Below are 17564 nucleotides of genomic sequence, written 5' to 3' on the forward strand. Positions count from 1 at the left end.
TTTTCCAACGATGATTTTCGTTCAGCGCGAGTAAATTCTGAACAGCCTTGATCTGCTGCACAAGCCAGGCGGCAACGGCAGCATTTGCGGTGAGAGAAGGCTATACTCAGGGGATAACAACATCATCACCTGCAACGCAGGCAGACACGTTGGTGGCGCTCATCGCCCGCTCGCGCAAGGGATTTCGCTAAGCTGTGACGCGGCAGGAACACTGGATGCCATCCTTAATCTCGTGAAAGGAGTTTTATCATGGCTTATAAACACATCCTGATTGCAGTAGACCTTTCCCCGGAAAGTCAGTTGCTGGTGGATAAGGCCGTCTCGCTGGCTCGCCCCTACGATGCCAGAATTTCCCTGATTCACGTTGATGTGAATTACTCCGACCTCTACACCGGCCTGATCGATGTCAATCTGGGGGATATGCAGAAGCGGATCTCCGAAGAGACCCATACCGCGCTGAAAGGGTTGTCAGACGCGGCAGGTTATCCTGTCAGTGAGACGCTGAGCGGCAGCGGCGACCTGGGGCAGGTGCTGGTGGATGCGATTAAGAAATATGATGTCGACCTGGTCGTGTGTGGTCATCATCAGGATTTCTGGAGCAAGCTGATGTCCTCTGCCCGCCAGCTGATCAATACCGTGCACATCGACATGCTGATTGTGCCGCTACGCGATGAAGAGGACGCATAATCCCCGTTTCTGAAAGCCGGCACCCGCCGGCTTTTTTCATGCAGGAAGACTATGACCCGTGCCTGGTTAATTCCTGACAGCAAAAGGGAACTTATCAAAGTATTACGATAGGCAAAGATAACGGCATTCGTTGTCTTTTTCTGGCTTGCTTGTTTTCTTTACACAGGAGAGCAGCGCGAAATAGTCGCTTTAACTGATTCAGAGAAACTAATAAGGATATTAACGATGAGAGAAATTAACCCGGCAGAAATAACGGTGGTCAGTGGCGCCTGCCTCGTCGGTATGATGGGTGACGTCAGCCAGTGCGAAATGAATGTTCCGGAATTAATGAACAAGGTTATCGCCCCCGATACCCGCTCACCGTTCCGGAAACAAACTGGAACCCGTCAGAGATCCGTCCTCCTGTCGCCGTTGTGCCACCGACGTTTCTGGACAATCTGTTAAATTAAGCGTCCCGCAGAACCCCGGCTGAAGCATTATGCCGCGATAACGCGAAGCGTTTATAAAGCATGGCTGAAATTATTCAGCCATGCTTTATTTCATCCGTCACATGATGAGATGCGCGTTACGAACCCGGTACGGCAGCGTGCCAGATAAACCGGGCGGGCGCGCTGGTGAAAGCGGGCAGATTAGGATGCGGGCGGAGCCGCCAGCGGGGGATAGATATCGAAGCGATGACTTTTCGTGACCACCGCCGCCTGCGTCTCCACCCCTGCCAGCGGCGGGGCGTAGTCTGGCCGTTTGACCACGATGCGCTTCTTCGCCAGCCGACGGGCCGGTTCCAGTAACGCATCCGCATCTTCATCGGGGCCAACCAGCGACTGGAATACCCGCATCTCTTTTTTCACTAGCGCACTTTTCTGGCGATGGGGATACATCGGGTCAAGATAGACCACATCGGGCTGAGGCGTAATCTCGCCCAGCGCCTGCGCGCTGGCAGCATGGATCAGCGTCAGCCTTTCGCGCAGCCAGGGACCGATTTCCGCATCCTGATAACCGCGCTGCAGGCCATCGTCCAGCAGTGCAGCCACCACCGGATGGCGTTCCAGCATCCGTACCCGGCAACCCAGTGCCGCCAGCACAAATGCATCCCGCCCCAGCCCGGCCGTGGCGTCAACCACATCCGGCAGATAGCTGCCTTTAATGCCAACCGCTTTCGCCACGGCTTCGCCGCGCCCGCCACCAAAGCGACGGCGATGCGCCATCGCGCCAGTGACAAAATCAACAAAAATGCCGCCCAGCTTTGGCTCATCGCGCTTGCGCAGCTCCAGATGCGTGGCCGTCTGCACCAGGGCCAGCGGCGTGGCATCATCGTGCTCCAGCAGCCAGCGTTGCGCTAAACGTGATAAGGCGCCGTTTCCGGCGCCCGATTCATCAAGTAAACAGATTTTCACGAACCGACTTATCCCTGAATGCCGTAATGTTCCAGCATCGCATCGAGCTGCGGCTCACGGCCGCGGAAGCGTTTGAACAGCTCCATCGGCTCTTCGGACCCCCCGCGCGTCAGGATATTATCCAGGAACGACTGACCGGTTTCACGGTTGAAGATGCCCTCTTCTTCGAAGCGGGAATAGGCGTCGGCCGCCAGCACGTCGGCCCACAGATAGCTGTAGTAACCGGCAGCATAGCCCCCTGCGAAGATATGGCTGAAGGCGTGCGGGAAACGGCCCCATTCCGGGCTCGGAACGACCGCCACGCGGCTTTTCACTTCGCGCAGGGTTTCCAGGATCTGCGCGCCTTTCTCCGGGTTAAACTCGGTGTGCAGACGGAAGTCGAACAGACCAAACTCAAGCTGACGCAGGATAAACAGTGCCGCCTGGTAGTTTTTGGCCGCCAGCATTTTATCCAGCAACGCTTTCGGCAGCGGCTCGCCCGTTTCATAGTGTCCAGAGATAAAGGCCAGCGCGTCAGGTTCCCAGCACCAGTTTTCCATAAACTGACTTGGCAGTTCTACCGCATCCCACGGCACCCCGTTGATACCCGATACGCCCGGCGCTTCGATGCGGGTCAGCATGTGGTGCAGGCCGTGACCAAACTCATGGAACAGAGTAATCACTTCGTCATGGGTAAACAGCGCCGGTTTGCCTTTTACCGGGCGGTTAAAGTTACAGGTCAGGTAGGCGACCGGCTTCTGCAGGCTGCCATCAGCTTTACGCATCTGACCCACGCAGTCATCCATCCAGGCCCCGCCGCGCTTGTGCTCACGGGCATAGAGGTCGAGGTAGAAGCTGCCGCGCAGTTCACCGGTTTCATCGAACAGATCGAAGAACTTCACGTCAGGATGATAAACCTCGACGTCGGTGCGCTGCTTCGCCGTGATGCCGTAAATGCGTTTTACCACTTCAAACAGACCGGCGACGGCCCGCTCTTCCGGGAAGTAAGGACGCAGCTGCTCGTCGCTGATGGTGTAGAGATGCTGCTTCTGTTTTTCACCGTAATAGGTGAGATCCCACGGATTGAGTTCCGTCACACCATGCTCTTTCCGGGCGAAGGCGCGCAGCTGCTCCAGCTCTTTTTCACCCTGCGGACGGGCGCGTTCAGCCAGGTCATTGAGGAAATCGATCACCTGAGACGGGCTCTGTGCCATTTTGGTCGCCAGCGATTTATCGGCGTAGGAGTCAAAGCCCAGCAATTGTGCCAGTTCGTGACGCAGCGCCAGCTCTTCCGCCATGACAGGACCGTTATCCCACTTACCGGCGTTCGGTCCCTGATCGGAGGCGCGTGTTGCGTAGGCGCGATACATCTCTTCACGCAGCGCGGCGTTGTCGCAGTAGGTCATAACCGGCAGATAGCTTGGAATATCCAGCGTCAGCAGCCAGCCTTCCTGCTCTTTGGCTTCGGCCTGGGCTTTCGCCGCGGCCAGCGCGCTTTCCGGCATCCCCGCCAGTTCGCTTTCGTCGGTGATCAGCTTGCTCCAGCCCATGGTGGCATCCAGCACGTTGTTGCTGTAGGCCGATCCCAGTTCGGAGAGGCGCGCGGCGATCTCGCCATAGCGCTGCTGCTTCTCTTTGGGCAGACCGATACCGGAAAGTTCGAAATCACGCAGGGCGTTATCGACCGCCTTCTTCTGCGCCAGATCCAGCGCAGCATACTCGTCGCTCGCTTTCAGGCTGCGATAAGCCTGATAGAGGCCCTCATGCTGACCGACCCAGGTGCTGTATTCAGAGAGCAGCGGCAGCGTCTGCTCATAGGCTTCGCGCAGCTCCGGGCTGTTTTTGACCGAATTAAGGTGGCTGACCGGGGAGAAGATACGGCTCAGGCGGTCATCGGTTTCCGCCAGCGGCTGAACCAGATTATCCCAGGTATAGGGCGCGCCCTGCGCCACGACTTTTTCAACTTCTGCGCGACACTGGCTGAGTACTTCCGTCACGGCAGGCACCACATGTTCAGGCTGGATGGCAGAAAAAGGGGGAAGCGTAAAAGATGTCAGTAGCGGATTGGTCATAGCGCAGTCCTTTATGGATGTATGGGGCGCAGCGGGTCGCGCCACGCAATCTAAGTAACATGCGGCTTAGTGTAGCGAAAATCAATGGCAGCCAGAGAGAGGTGGGGAAGAAACGCGCCGATTTGTTCTCTCGCTTTCGACCCATCACCCCGTCATCCCTGATATAATCGCGGATTCTCATGCTTTTCCTGCGTCGGTTGCTGTGCGTCGTTCTGTGGGTAATACGTGAGGTAATAATTGGGATAAATTGATTTTCCATCAATTAAAACCTTATACATTCAACAGGATAAACAATGCTGAGTTATCGCCATAGCTTCCATGCCGGCAACCATGCCGACGTGCTGAAGCACACCGTTCTGAGCCTGATCATCACGGCGCTGAAAGAGAAAGAGAAACCCTTTTTCTACCTGGATACCCATGCCGGTGCCGGCCGCTACCAGCTCAGCGGCGAACACGCCGAGCGTACCGGTGAATATCTGGAAGGGATCGCCCGCATCTGGCAGCAGCCCGACGCACCCGCACTGCTGCAGCCCTATTTTGACGCGATCGGCGCGCTGAATCGCGGCCCCGCGCTGCGTTACTATCCCGGCTCCCCGCTGATCGCCCGTCACCTGCTGCGTGAAGATGACAAACTGCAGCTCACCGAACTGCACTCCAGCGACTATCCGCTGCTGCGTAACGAATTCAGCAAAGACAACCGCGCCCGCGTCGATCGCGCCGACGGGTATCAGCAGCTGAAAGCGAAGCTGCCCCCGCTGTCGCGTCGCGGTCTGGTGCTGATCGATCCGCCGTATGAGATGAAAAGTGACTATCAGGCGGTCGTGAAAGGGATCCAGGAAGGCCACAAACGTTTCGGCACCGGCATCTTCGCGCTGTGGTATCCGGTGGTATTACGCCAGCAGATCAAGCATATGCTGCGCGACCTGGAAGCGACCGGCATTCGCAATATTCTGCAGATCGAGCTGGCAACCCGTCCGGACAGCGATCAGCGCGGCATGACCGCCTCCGGCATGATTGTGATCAACCCGCCGTGGAAGCTGGCCGATCAGATGAACACCGTGCTGCCGTGGCTGCACAAAAAACTGGTTCCGGCAGGCACCGGTCACTTCGTGGTAAACCAGATCGTCCCTGAATAACGCCACGATGTGGATGCTGCTGGCGGCCGCACTGGCCGCTCTGCAACCCGCCCGGCGGCTGGCGCTGCTGCTGTCAGCCTTCGCCGTGCTGGTGGGGTTTTATCATCAGGTCCTGACGTGGCCGGTTCTGCCGCTGCTGGCCGGCACCGCCGCGCTGGTTGCGCTGCACCGCGATGACCCAGCCCGTTCCCGATATGCCCTGCTGCGCGAAGCGCTGCTGCTGCTGATCGCGCTGGGGCTGCTGCTCCATCTCTTTCCCGGCTTTCACAATCCTGTTCAGGTCGATGCGGTTAAGGTGGGTGCGCAGAGCCTGCCGTTCAGCTTCTCCTTTAATATCGATAAGGCGCTGATCCCCTTCGTGCTGCTGGCCTGCCTGCCGACGCTGTTCCGCGCCCGGGCCTGCCCGCCGCGTTATCCGTGGATCGCGGCGCTGGCGCTCATCGCCGCCGTGCCGCTGCTGCTCTGCTGCGCCGTGCTGCTGGGCGGTCTGGCGTTTGAGCCGCACCTTCCATCGTGGCTGCCCGCATTTATGCTGGCGAATCTGTTTTTTGTTTCGCTGGCCGAAGAGGCGCTGTTTCGCGGCTATCTGCAACAGCGGCTCCGGGCGGCACTGGGAGGCGTGCCCGCGCTCGCGATCAGCGCACTGCTGTTCGGGCTGGCGCACATCACCGGCGGCGTGCTGCTGGTGATTTTTGCCACCCTGGCGGGCCTGCTGTATGGCCTGGCGTGGCACTGGAGCGGCCGGTTATGGCTGGCGACCGCCCTGCACTTTACCCTTAACCTCACTCATCTGCTGCTCTTTACCTATCCGGCACTCCAGCACTAAACCGTGAAAACGGCCAGATCCGAAGCCAGCTCGGTGCAGGGAAAAATCGTCTGACACTCCGCCAGCAGGCGGCTCATGTCTCTGGCCAGATAGCGGGAGCTGAAATGGGTGGCGATCAGCCGTTTTGCCCCGGCGCGTTTCGCCAGATCGGCGGCCTGCAGGGTGGTGGAGTGGCCGCGTCCGTTGGCCTTTTCCACCATCGCCGCCTCCAGCGTGGTTTCATGCACCATCAGATCAACATCCGCCGCCAGTTGCAGCGCGGCCTCGGTAGGGGCGGTGTCGCCAAAGATAGCCAGCTTTTTGCCAGGCGTCGCCGGCCCCAGATAGTCCGCGCCGTTGATCACCCGGCCATCCTCCAGCGTGACGCGCTCGCCCTGTTTGAGCTGCTGAAACCACGGCCCGCGTGGCACCCCTTCGGCCTTAAGCCGCGCCGCATCCAGCAGGCCGGGTTTGTCATGCTGCTCAATGCGGTAGCCGTAGCACTCTACCGGATGGCTCAGCGGCCAGGCGCTGATGCGGAAGGCCCCGTCATCCAGCGTCCAGCCCGCCTCAATCTCGACGATCGTCAGCGGATAGTCAGTGTAAGAGCCGCTGATCGACAGCGCCGTCTCCACAAAGGTTTTTAACCCCTTTGGCCCGTAAACCGTCATCGGTGTGGTCAGCCCGGCCATCGATCGGCTAGTGAGCAGGCCCGGCAGCCCGAAAATATGATCGCCATGCAGATGGGTGATAAAAATTCTGTCCACTTTGCCCGGTTTCAGGCTGGAGCGCATAAACTGTAATTGCGTGCCCTCCCCGCAGTCGAACAGCCAGGTTTCACCGCTCTGCGCACGGGTAAAAGCAATGGATGTCACGTTACGTTGCAGGCTGGGAGCACCGCCGCCGGTGCCAAGAAAAGTGAGGTGCATGGTATGCTTCCCTGTCAGCGATGAAAAAACAGAACCCTATTACAATCATAGGCGCAAACTTTGCGTCATTTCGACCCGCAGCGTTACACTCAACCCCAATTTTTTATGCAACCGGATGGATACTTCAATGACCCGACATTTCGACTATCTCGCCATTGGCGGCGGCAGCGGCGGTATCGCCTCAATTAACCGTGCGGCTATGTATGGCCAGAAATGCGCCCTGATTGAAGCGAAAGAGCTGGGCGGCACCTGCGTGAACGTGGGTTGCGTGCCGAAAAAGATCATGTGGCACGCCGCGCAAATCGCTGAGGCTATCCATCTTTACGGCCCGGATTACGGCTTCGACACCACCGTGAACCGCTTCGACTGGGCCACGCTGGTGAAAAACCGCAGCGCCTATATCGATCGTATCCACAACTCCTATGACAACGTGCTGGGCAAAAACAAAGTCGAAGTAATCAAAGGCTTTGCCCGCTTCGTCGATGCGCACAGCGTGGAAGTTAACGGCGAGATCATCACCGCTAACCATATCCTGATCGCCACCGGCGGTCGTCCGGTTCACCCGTCGATTCCGGGTGCGGAATATGGCATCGATTCCGACGGTTTCTTCGAGCTGGATGCGCTGCCAGAACGCACAGCGGTGATCGGTGCAGGCTACATCGCGGTCGAGCTGGCGGGCGTGGTGAACGCGCTGGGCTCAGAAACCCACCTGTTCGTGCGTAAGCATGCGCCGCTGCGCAGCTTCGATCCGCTGCTCTCCGAAACGCTGGTCGAAGTAATGAACACCGATGGCCCGACGCTGCACACCGAAGCCGTGCCGGAATCGGTGACGAAGAATGAAGATGGCAGCCTGACGCTGCGGCTGGAAAACGGCAGCGAATACACCGTGGATTGCCTGGTCTGGGCGATCGGCCGTGAGCCGGCGACCGACAACCTCAATATTGACGCTGCAGGCGTGGCGCTGGACGACAAAGGCTATATCCGCGTCGATAAATTCCAGAACACCAATGTCTCCGGCGTCTATGCGGTGGGCGATAACACCGGTGCGGTCGAGCTGACGCCGGTCGCGGTGGCCGCAGGCCGTCGTCTCTCTGAGCGTCTGTTTAACAACAAGCCGGATGAGCATCTGGATTACAGCAATGTGCCGACCGTGGTCTTCAGCCATCCGCCGATTGGCACCGTCGGCCTGACCGAGCCGCAGGCGCGCGAACAGTATGGCGACGATCAGGTCAAAATCTACAAATCATCGTTTACCGCGATGTACAGCGCGGTGACTCAGCATCGTCAGCCGTGCCGCATGAAGCTGGTCTGCGTGGGTGCCGATGAGAAGATTGTCGGGATTCACGGTATCGGATTCGGCATGGATGAGATGCTGCAGGGCTTCGCCGTGGCGCTGAAGATGGGCGCGACCAAGAAAGACTTCGACAACACCGTGGCGATCCACCCGACCGCCGCGGAAGAGTTTGTGACCATGCGCTAAGCCGCACGGGCTTCAGCAACAGAACAGGCGGCTCCGGCCGCCTGTTTTTTTTATCTCTCTGCCGCCTGCCAGGTTTACTGAGCGTGCAGCCCTGCACCGCACCAGAGCCCCTCAGCCGACCCGATCCAGCCAGCGGACATACGCCTGATCCCATAACGCCGCGGGTGTTCCCGCCTTGCCCAGACCAAATCCATGCCCGCCTTTGCTGATCTGAATCAGCTCAACCGGCACGCGATTGCGGCGACAGGTGTCGCGCATCAGCTCGGTATTAAAGGGATTGGAGGTGTGATCGTCCTCGGCCTGCGCCAGAAACGTCGGCGGATAGTGCCGGGTCACAAAGTTCTGTACCGACCAGTTCGCCTCATCCTGCGGCGTGGCATTTTTGCCGACCATCATCAGATGGGTGTTGGTGTGCTGATAAGGCGCTTCCAGGGTAATCACCGGATAGATCAGCCCCACGCTATCAACGCCAGGCACCACCTCATCCAGCGAATCGATGGCGGGATAGGATTGAAAGTCCGGCCGCGCCGCCGCCAGCCCCAGCAGATGCCCGCCTGCCGAGAAGCCCAGCACATGCACCCTGCGTTCGAAAGATCGCACCAGCCGGATGGCGCGCTGCGCATCCTGCAGCGGTGCCAGCCGGCCCGCCTGCCACTTCTCATGCGGCAGCCGGTAGCTGAGCACATAGGCGGTGTAGCCACTGGCGTTGAGCCAGCGCGCCACCGGCCAGGCTTCGCGTGCCATGCCGATCCAGCGATAGCCGCCGCCAGCGGCGATCAACACCGACTCGCCATTGGGATTCTCGGGCTTAAAACGCTGAATCGCCGGGCTGACGATATTCGACCATGAACCGGTACTGTTAATCCGCAGCTGACCCGATGGGCCGCCGCCGCCGGGCGGATCGTCCGGCCAGAGGGGAATAATGTCATCGCGGGCAAATAATTTGCCGGTGGTCATGGAGAGCCCAAGCGCTCCCGTGCCGAGAATAAAGCGTCGACGCGTAATCATAATGCCTGTTAAGTGATGCCAGAGTAATAAGCCAGCCGTTGCGGCGGGCTGAAGGAGAATCAACAGATGCAAGGCGGATGCCATGGCTGGCGATTATGTACGCAATGTCCCCTGAAAAGCCATAAAAAAACGCGCCCGGCAGGCGCGTTTTTCTCTGATGCAGCGCGGTTAATCTTCCTGCTGGAACTGCGCCATGACCGCCTGTTCACACTGCTGTTCATTGACGCGCAGTTTGGCGCGCTCATCGTCACCCAGCTGCAGCCAGGCGCTGGCGACTTCACGCGCCGACTCTTCATCAAATTCGGGCTGATTCATCGCCGACGGCGACTGGCTGCTCGCTACAGCCGACTTCATCTGTTCGACATAGTGATCCGCCGTCGCGACCTTTTTTTCGCCGCTGACGATGTGGCACAACTGGCTGGCATAGACATTCTGTTCTGTGTCAGCGTCGTCCGCCGCCAGCGCACTGCCGGACGCGAGGATGCTCAGCAGCACTATCTGAGTCACTTTCATTTTTTAACTCCTGTTCTTGCGGGTTAAGCCTTGCGCTGAAGGGCTTCAATGCGTTTCTGACGCCAGTTCAGCAGCGACGTCACGGTGGTGCCGTGGATCACCACGCTGCAGACCACCAGTGTTAACGCCATGTTCGTCATGATTTCCATCTGCGGGCCTTCCATGCCGTGCGTCCAGGCGTAGGCGATGTAGTTCAGGCTGCCTATCCCCCGGATGCCTAGCCAGCCGATCAGCAGGCGCTGCCCCAGCGGCAGCCCGGCGCGCAGCGTCACCAGCCAGACAGCCAGCGGCCGCACCACGACGAACAGCGCCAGCCCGAGCAGCACGCCGTAGAGATTCCAGTGCTGCGCCAGCGTCACGCCCAGCACCACCATCATGCCAGCCGCCAGCAGACGTTCAATAGTATCGCCAAAAGAGAGGGCGTCGCCTACCACAAACCCAATCGATTTCACCATATTGCTGTCGCCCTGATGCGCCAGCCGCTTGTTGGGATTGACCAGCGCCTCAGAGGGGAGCACCCGCTCGTCGTCGGAGAGATCGTCGGGCTGATGACGCCGGAAAACGCCCAGCTCCGCCCGGCGCAGCCCCAGCCCGGCGGCAAAGGCGGCCAGGAAGCCGGAAGCACCCAGCCACTCCACCAGCGAATAGCTCAGCGCGATCAGCGCCAGCGCCAGGAAATCGTTGGGGGCGACATCGCCATTGGCATTGCGCAGACGGGTCGCCAGCACGCCAATCAACTGCCCCAGCACAAACCCGATGATCAGCCCGCCGCCAATCGCCCAGATCACCTCGACCGCGCCCCAGTGCGCCAGCATCGCGCCGCTCAGGCTCTCGCCATTGAACAGCAGCAGCGCCAGCATCAGCAGCGGCAGCGCGGAGCCATCATTCATGCCCGCTTCGCTGGAGATCGCCACCCGCAGCGAATCATCATCCTGCGCATCATTCACCGAGATTAAGCTCGCCAGCACCGGATCGGTGGGCGCGACGATCGCCCCAAATGCCAGCGCGATCGGCCACGCTAATCCCACCACGTAGTGCGCCAGCAGGGTCATCGCCGCCACCGTCAGCAGCATGGCGGGAAATGCCAGCTTCAGCCCGGTGTGCCAGCAGTGATTCTGCAGCGGCAGGCGCAGCTTAAGGCCAGTAATGAACAGCGAGGCGGCCATGGTGATCTCGGTGATGTGCGCCACGGCTTCAGAGTGGGTAACGATATCGATATGGATAAGGTCAAAGCCCCACGGCCCGCAGAGTATCCCGGCGATAAGAAACAGGCCAAATGAGGTCACGGGTCCCCGGTGAATCCATCCGGAAGCCAGTGACATCAGCAGCAGAAGGCCGCCCGTCGCTGCTGTCCAGGCTAAAAAGTTCATAACACTCCAGATTATTTCGGGTTTATGAATAAGCCTGGCACATTTTTTGACGGGCGAGACGATCAGTTTTTCAGGTGACGACTGGCGAAACGCACCGCTACACTGGCGGCGCCGGCCAGGGTGGCGAGCGCAACCACTCCATTCCAGCCCCCGTGCGCCAGCGCCAGACTCCCGAGCGCGGCACCGCTGGCCATCCCGATAAACACTACGGTAAACAGCAGCGCGTTGAGACGGCTGCGTGCCTCAGGCGCCAGACCATAGACCAGCGTCTGATGTGCCACCAGCGTAGCCTGCACCCCTAAATCAAACCCGATGGCCGACAGGACGATCAGCGCCAGTTGCGCCGGCACCGGCAGCAGCGGCAGCAGAAACATCAGCGCAAAGGAGAGCGTCACCAGCCCTGCACCCACCAGCGTCACCCGCGCCGGGCCGATGCGGTCAGCGACACTGCCCGCCAGCGGTGCCGCCATTGCACCTGCTGCGCCCGCCAGGCCAAAGGCTCCGGCGATGGCACTGTCGAGATGAAAACGGTCGCTGAGCATCAGCGCCAGCGTTGACCAGAAGGCGCTGAAGGCGACGGAGAGCAGCCCCTGCGCCAGTGCGGCCCGGCGCAGCGTCTGGTGGTGACGCCAGAGATGCACCAGCGACAGCAGCAGACGCGGATAGCTCACCTGGGTGCCCGGCGCGAAGCGTGGCAGAATCCGCCGCAGCGTCAGCGTGATCAGCAGCACCGACAGCGCGGCGATCATATAGAGGGTGCGCCAGCCGAAATACTCCGCCACCACGCCGCTGACGACCCGCGACAGCAGGATCCCCACCAGCAGCCCGGTCATCACCGTACCGACTGTTTTCCCCCGGCTGCGTTCCGGTGCCAGCGCCGCCGAGGCGGGCACAATATCCTGTGCCACGGTGGCGGTCAGGCCGGTCACAAAGCTGGCGATCAGCAGCGCGCTGAGTCCGCCGGAAAAGCCGCACAGCAGCAGCGCCGCCACCAGCAGCAACCCCTTGATGAAGATGATGGTGCGCCGGTCATGACGGTCGCCCAGCGGGGCCAGCAGCAGAATACCCAGCGCATAGCCCGCCTGGGTCAGCATCGGCACCATGCCAACCGCGCCGATCCCCGCATTAAACTGCCGGTTGATGATCTCCAGCATCGGCTGGCTGTAGTAGATCGACGCGACGCTGAGTCCGGCCCCGGCGGCCAGGGTAAACACCAGCGGCGTGGCGAGCGGTTCATTGTGGGAGTGGGTCTGTATTGCTGACATGGTTCTGTTCCTCGCGATTTTCAGCCGCCATTAGAGCGCATCGCGTTTATACGCGGTAGACTGACATCAGGCAAAACCGTTATGCGTGGAGCGTATGAACAACCCGAACAGCAGCGATCGCATCGATCTGATGCAGACCTTTATCCGTATCGTCGAGAGCGGCAGCTTATCCGCCGCCGCCGCCCAGCTCGGCACTACGCAACCCACCGTCAGTCGTCGGCTGCAGTCCCTGGAGCAGCGGCTCGGCCTGAAGCTGATCCTGCGCACCACCCATGCCCTGAAGCTCACCGACGATGGCGAACGCTGCTACGCGCAGGCGCGGGAGCTGCTGGCAACCTGGCATGCGCTGGAGGATGCGCTGACCGATGCCAGTGCCGATCCGGTCGGAACGCTGCGGGTGCGCGCGCCGCACGCCTTTGGTCAGGATCAGCTGATCGCCCCGCTGGTGGATTACCTGAATCGCTATCCCCGGCTCAATATCGAGTGGATGCTGAATGACCGGACGCCGGACTTTATCGCGGAGAACGTTGACTGCGCGATTCAGGTGGGCGCACCAACCGATCCCTCCGTGGTGGCGATTCTGCTGGCCGAGGTGCCGCGCATCGTGGTGGCGGCCCCCTCGCTGCTGGCCCGACAGCCGCCGGTTGAAGCGGTCGGACAGCTGCGCGATCTGCCGTGGCTGGCCCTGACCAGTTTTTACCGCAATGAGGTGGCGCTACAGAGGATTGACGACGGCCAGCCAGTGAACCTGCCGATTACACCCCGGCTCGCCAGCGACAGCCTCTATGCGGTGCGCAAAGCGGCGCTGGCAGGCATGGGCGCGGCGATTGTCTCCTCCTGGGCGGTGCAGGCGGATCTGGCGGCGGGCAGCCTGGTACAGCTGGTCCCCGCCTGGCAGGCTCCGCCGCTGCCGGTGTGGCTGACCTATCCCTGGGCGAGTTACTACCCGGCCAGGCTGCAGCACTTTTTTTCCATGATCAAAGAGGTGATGCCGCAGCTGACAGGCACACGCCCGGCTTCGCCAGCGGGGTAATCAGAAAGGCAGGAAAACAGGGAGAGGCGGATAAAACAGGTGCCCGCGTCAGCGGGCTACCGGAGGCGTGAGGTTACTTTTTGTCGCTACGCGACAGCTTATCCAGCCAGCCCATCACAAAGGCGGAGAGCACAAAGGTCAGATGGATAATCACGTACCACATCAGCTTGCCGTTATCGACATTGCGCGCTTCCATAAACACCCGCAGCAGGTGAATCGAGGAGATCGCGACGATAGAGGCGGCCACTTTGTTCTTCAGCGAGCCGGAGTCCATCTTGCCCAGCCAGCTCAGCTTCTCTTTATCTTCGTCGATGTCGAGCTTAGAGATGAAGTTCTCATAGCCTGACAGCATCACCATCACCAGCAGGCCGCCCACCAGCGTCATATCCACCAGCGACAGCAGCAACAGGATCAGATCGTTTTCCGCAATGCTGAAAATGTTGGGCAGCAGGTGAAAAATTTCCTGGAAAAATTTAATGGTCAGCGCCAGCAATCCCAGCGAAAGTCCAATGTAAACCGGAGCCAGCAACCAGCGCGATGCATACATCAGGTTTTCGGTAAAACGTTCCATACAATCCCACACGTAATCAGACAGGTCCGGGAGTATAACCGATTCACTGTGAAGTTATTTCAGCCCTTCTTCAGAAATTTCAGGCGCGGGCGGCAGGGGCAGTGAGAGGCGGAAAGCCGCGCCGCCTTCGGCCCGGTTTTCCGCCCAGATCTGCCCGCCGTGGCTTTCGATAATGGTCTTACAGATCGCCAGCCCCAGGCCCACGCCCGGCACCGCCGACTCTTTATCACCGCGTGAGAACTTATCGAATATCCGGCTGAGATCCCCTTCCGCAATGCCCGGTCCGCCGTCCCAGACCGAAATCTCCAGCCGGGTGGCGGCGCGCCAGGCGCGGATACCACGCGGCGCGCAGTTACCGGCATACTTCAGGCTGTTCTCGATCAGATTGGTGAAGACCCGCTCCAGCAGCGTGCTGTCGCCCTTGATCAGCACAATGTCATCCGGCAGGTCGAGCTGAACCTCATGCCCTTTCAGCGACGGCGCCATACTGCTCAGCGCGCCGCCGATCACCTCCTCCAGCGCCAGCCACTCTTCCCGCAGATTCAGCCCGCCCGACTGAATGCGGGCCATATCCAGCATATTGCTGACCAGCCGGATCGTGCTCAGCGTCTGTTCGCGGATCTGACTCGCCTGCGGCACATACTTTGAGTTGTCACCGGCAAGGTCGAGCATCAGCATCTCCGCCTGACCAAACAGCACGGTCAGCGGCGTGCGCAGGTCGTGTGACAGCGCCGACAGCAGCGCGTTGCGCAGCTGTTCCCGCTCGGCCGCGAGCCGGGACGCCGCCTCGCTGTGCGACAGTGCCATCCGCTCCAGAGCGTTGGCGATCAGCACCGTGAAGGTTTCCACCAGCCGCTGCTGCTCGGGGATCATCAGCTGACGCAGGTTCTGCGGCTCCACCACCAGCAGGCCGCGGCAGTGCGCGCCGCTTTTCAGCGGCAGGATCTGATAAGGCACCGCCGGTAAGGTGTCGGTGCCCGCGCCCGCCGGCTGGCCTTTGCTGTAGCTCCATTTGGCAATCGCCCGATCCGGTTCGCTGGTGGGTAGCGCCTCGCCCACCGGCTGCAGCTCACCCTGCTCATCCGGCAGCAGCAGCAGGCAGCGCGCCTGCAGCGTGGCGTCGAGCACCCGCTGACTGGTGGCGGCGATATCCTGTGGCGTTAACGCACTACCCAGCGATTTCGCCATCTCATAGAGCTGACGCGCCCGCTGCTCACGGTAGCGGGCGACCCGCGCCTGATAGCGCACGCCCGCCGTCAGATTACCGACAATCACCCCTACCGCCAGCATCACACCGAAGGTCACCAGATATTGCAGGTCGGAGACCGCCACCGTGCCGGTCGGCGCGACAAAGAAGAGGTCAAAGGCGACGATATTCATCACCGTGGCGATTACCGAGGGCCAGCGGCCATAGCGCAGCGCCACGATCACCACCGCCAGCAGATAGATCATCACACAGTTGGCGGGATCGAAGTTGATCAGGACGGATTGCCCGGCGGCGGTAACGACGATGCAGAGCACCAGTGCCATCATCACGCCGCGCAGCTGCACCCGCCATTTTTCGCTGGTGGCACGGCCATCCGGCAGCGGATGCGGCGCATCCTTAAGCGGCTCATCCAGCGCCACCACCAGCAGATCAAGATCCGGCCCCAGCTGACCCAGCCGTTCGGCAAAACTGTCACGCCGCCAGCGCCGCAGCGGACGACGGCCGGTGACAATTTTGCCCAGGTTATGCTCGCGGGCGTAGCCCAGCACCGCCTCCGCCTCATCCGGTTCCGAGAGCGTAGCGGTTTCCGCGCCCAGCTCCTGCGCCAGCTGCAGGGTGCGCAGAATGGCCCGTCGCCGGGCTTCCGGCAGCCGATGCAGTCGGGGCGTTTCGACATAGACCGCGTGCCACTCGCTGCCGAGTCGGGCGGCCAGCCGGGCGGCGGTGCGCACCAGCTTTTCACTGCCACTGTCATCGCCAATGCAGAGCAGGATCGCGTCGCGGGTGTGCCAGACGCGATCCCGGCCCTGCTGGTCGCGCCAGGCACGCATCTGATCGTCCACCCGATCGGCCGTGCGGCGCAGAGCCAGCTCACGCAGGGCGAACAGGTTGCCTTTGCGGAAAAAGTTTTCGATGGCGCGTTCCGCGCGGTCGCCAATATAGACCTTGCCCTCTTTCAGCCGCTGACGCAGATCGTCGGGCGGCAGATCGACCAGCACCACCTCATCGGCGCTGTCGAAGAAAGGATCGGGCACGGTTTCACGCACCTGAATGCCGGTCACGCCGCCGACCACATCGTTGAGGCTTTCCAGATGCTGCACGTTCACGGTGGTCAGGACGTCGATGCCCGCTTCCAGCAGCTCTTCTATATCCTGCCAGCGTTTGGGATGGCGCGATCCCTGAACGTTGGTGTGCGCCAGCTCATCCATCAGGATTACGGCCGGATGGCGGGCCAGCGCGGCATCCAGATCGAACTCCGCATGGCGTGAACGCCCGGTCGCACGACGCGGCAGCAGGGTTAACCCTGTCAGCAGCTGGGCGGTTTCCGGTCGCTCATGGGTCTCAACCACCCCGATCAGGACATCCAGCCCCTGCGCACGCAGCCGCTGTGCCTCCTGCAGCATGGCGTAGGTTTTGCCCACGCCCGCACAGGCACCAAAGTAGATTTTCAGCCGTCCGCGATGCGTTTCGCGGTTAGCCTGCAGCAGCGCGTCAGGATCGGGACGCTGAGGTTCGTGGTTCATCGCTTTCTTAACACCCTTACAGTTCGTTGAGCGCCATATTCAGCTGCAATACGTTGACGGTCGGCGTCCCCAGGAAGGGCATCAGCGGACGGTGCGTCATCTTCTCAATCAGCGCCTCCACCTGCGGCAATGGCAGCTGGCGGCTGGCGGCGACACGGGGTGCCTGCCACAGGGCAGCCTGCGCCGAAATGTCGGGGTCCAGGCCGCTGGCGGAGGCGGTGACCAGCTCAACCGGCACCGCCGCAGACGCCTGCGGATTGGCGGCCCGCAGTGCTGCAACGCGCTCCGCCACCGCTTTATCTAGCGCCGGATTGCTGGCGGCCAGATTGCTGCCGCCGGAGGAGAGCGGGTTATAGGGCTTATCGCTGGTGGCGGAAGGACGGCCCCAGAAATCGCCGGGCCGGGTAAAGTTCTGGCCAATCAGCGCTGACCCGCGGGCGGCCCCCTCCTCTTCCAGCAGCGAGCCGCCAGCCTGGAAGGGAAACAGCCACTGCGCCAGTCCGGTAGTGAGGAAAGGATAAACCACACCGGTAACCAGTGTAAGCAGCAACAGCAGTAAAACGGCCGGACGTAACTGACTCATTTCTCTCTC

15 protein-coding genes are annotated in these 17564 nt (G+C 60.8%); 5 read left to right on the forward strand and 10 right to left on the reverse strand.

Annotated elements, in window-relative coordinates:
* Positions 1-249 precede the first annotated feature (249 nt).
* On the forward strand, positions 250-687 hold the full coding sequence (uspA, locus tag ACR6AS_RS18665; RefSeq protein ID WP_293773229.1) for a universal stress protein UspA: 438 nt from the start codon (positions 250-252) through the stop codon (positions 685-687).
* Between the two features lie 629 nt (positions 688-1316).
* Here the strand turns inward: uspA and rsmJ are convergent.
* Together rsmJ and prlC are read right to left on the reverse strand one after the other, a co-directional pair.
* Positions 1317-2081, reverse strand: a complete 765-nt coding sequence (gene rsmJ, locus ACR6AS_RS18670) for a 16S rRNA (guanine(1516)-N(2))-methyltransferase RsmJ (protein WP_111139292.1) — start codon at positions 2079-2081, stop codon at positions 1317-1319.
* Between the two features lie 8 nt (positions 2082-2089).
* A complete protein-coding gene (gene prlC / locus ACR6AS_RS18675) occupies positions 2090-4132 on the reverse strand; it encodes an oligopeptidase A (protein ID WP_434163468.1) in 2043 nt (680 codons plus the stop codon).
* A 293-nt stretch (positions 4133-4425) separates the two neighbouring features.
* On the opposite strand from prlC, the gene ACR6AS_RS18680 reads away from it, so the two are divergent.
* The gene (locus ACR6AS_RS18680; protein ID WP_111139294.1) at positions 4426-5268 is read left to right on the forward strand and encodes a 23S rRNA (adenine(2030)-N(6))-methyltransferase RlmJ; all 843 of its coding nucleotides are present in this window, start codon (positions 4426-4428) and stop codon (positions 5266-5268) included.
* Positions 5269-5275: 7 nt separating this feature from the next.
* Entirely contained in the window at positions 5276-6094 is an 819-nt protein-coding gene (locus ACR6AS_RS18685) for a CPBP family intramembrane glutamic endopeptidase (protein WP_434163471.1), read from the forward strand.
* Here the strand turns inward: ACR6AS_RS18685 and rnz are convergent.
* Positions 6091-7002: a ribonuclease Z gene (gene rnz / locus ACR6AS_RS18690; RefSeq protein ID WP_111139296.1), complete on the reverse strand. Its 912-nt coding sequence runs from the start codon at positions 7000-7002 to the stop codon at positions 6091-6093. The two genes, ACR6AS_RS18685 and rnz, sit on opposite strands and share 4 nt — an antisense overlap.
* Before the next feature lie 127 nt (positions 7003-7129).
* Between rnz and gorA the strand changes: the two genes are divergently transcribed.
* Positions 7130-8482 carry a glutathione-disulfide reductase gene (gene gorA / locus ACR6AS_RS18695; protein ID WP_111139297.1) on the forward strand — a complete coding sequence of 451 codons (1353 nt, stop codon included), beginning with the start codon at positions 7130-7132 and terminating at the stop codon, positions 8480-8482.
* A 111-nt stretch (positions 8483-8593) separates the two neighbouring features.
* Here the strand turns inward: gorA and ACR6AS_RS18700 are convergent, their stop codons facing one another.
* From ACR6AS_RS18700 to ACR6AS_RS18715, 4 genes are all read right to left on the reverse strand, one after another.
* A complete protein-coding gene (locus tag ACR6AS_RS18700; RefSeq protein ID WP_111139298.1) occupies positions 8594-9490 on the reverse strand; it encodes an alpha/beta hydrolase in 897 nt (298 codons plus the stop codon).
* 168 nt (positions 9491-9658) lie between these two features.
* Entirely contained in the window at positions 9659-10003 is a 345-nt protein-coding gene (locus ACR6AS_RS18705) for a hypothetical protein (protein ID WP_111139299.1), read from the reverse strand.
* Between the two features lie 23 nt (positions 10004-10026).
* The gene (locus tag ACR6AS_RS18710; protein ID WP_293773212.1) at positions 10027-11373 is read right to left on the reverse strand and encodes a cation:proton antiporter; all 1347 of its coding nucleotides are present in this window, start codon (positions 11371-11373) and stop codon (positions 10027-10029) included.
* Positions 11374-11435: 62 nt separating this feature from the next.
* Entirely contained in the window at positions 11436-12638 is a 1203-nt protein-coding gene (locus tag ACR6AS_RS18715) for an MFS transporter (RefSeq protein WP_111139301.1), read from the reverse strand.
* Positions 12639-12732: 94 nt separating this feature from the next.
* On the opposite strand from ACR6AS_RS18715, the gene ACR6AS_RS18720 reads away from it, so the two are divergent.
* The gene (locus ACR6AS_RS18720; RefSeq protein ID WP_434163476.1) at positions 12733-13671 is read left to right on the forward strand and encodes a LysR family transcriptional regulator; all 939 of its coding nucleotides are present in this window, start codon (positions 12733-12735) and stop codon (positions 13669-13671) included.
* 73 nt (positions 13672-13744) lie between these two features.
* Here ACR6AS_RS18720 and ACR6AS_RS18725 read toward each other — a convergent pair whose 3' ends face one another.
* Genes ACR6AS_RS18725 through kdpC form a run of 3 tightly spaced genes read right to left on the reverse strand, consistent with a single transcriptional unit; the run spans position 13745 to position 17555 of the window.
* Positions 13745-14242, reverse strand: coding sequence for a TIGR00645 family protein (locus ACR6AS_RS18725; protein WP_111139303.1), 498 nt, complete (start codon positions 14240-14242; stop codon positions 13745-13747).
* Between the two features lie 54 nt (positions 14243-14296).
* Positions 14297-16972 (reverse strand): two-component system sensor histidine kinase KdpD, encoded by a 2676-nt coding sequence (kdpD, locus tag ACR6AS_RS18730; protein ID WP_111139304.1) that lies wholly within the window; start codon positions 16970-16972, stop codon positions 14297-14299.
* A 16-nt stretch (positions 16973-16988) separates the two neighbouring features.
* Complete coding sequence (kdpC, locus tag ACR6AS_RS18735; RefSeq protein ID WP_293773199.1) at positions 16989-17555, reverse strand: potassium-transporting ATPase subunit KdpC; 567 nt, start codon at positions 17553-17555, stop codon at positions 16989-16991.
* Between the last annotated feature and the right edge of the window lie 9 nt (positions 17556-17564).

Source organism: Pantoea phosphatilytica, assembly GCF_051025615.1.
GTDB lineage: Bacteria > Pseudomonadota > Gammaproteobacteria > Enterobacterales > Enterobacteriaceae > Pantoea.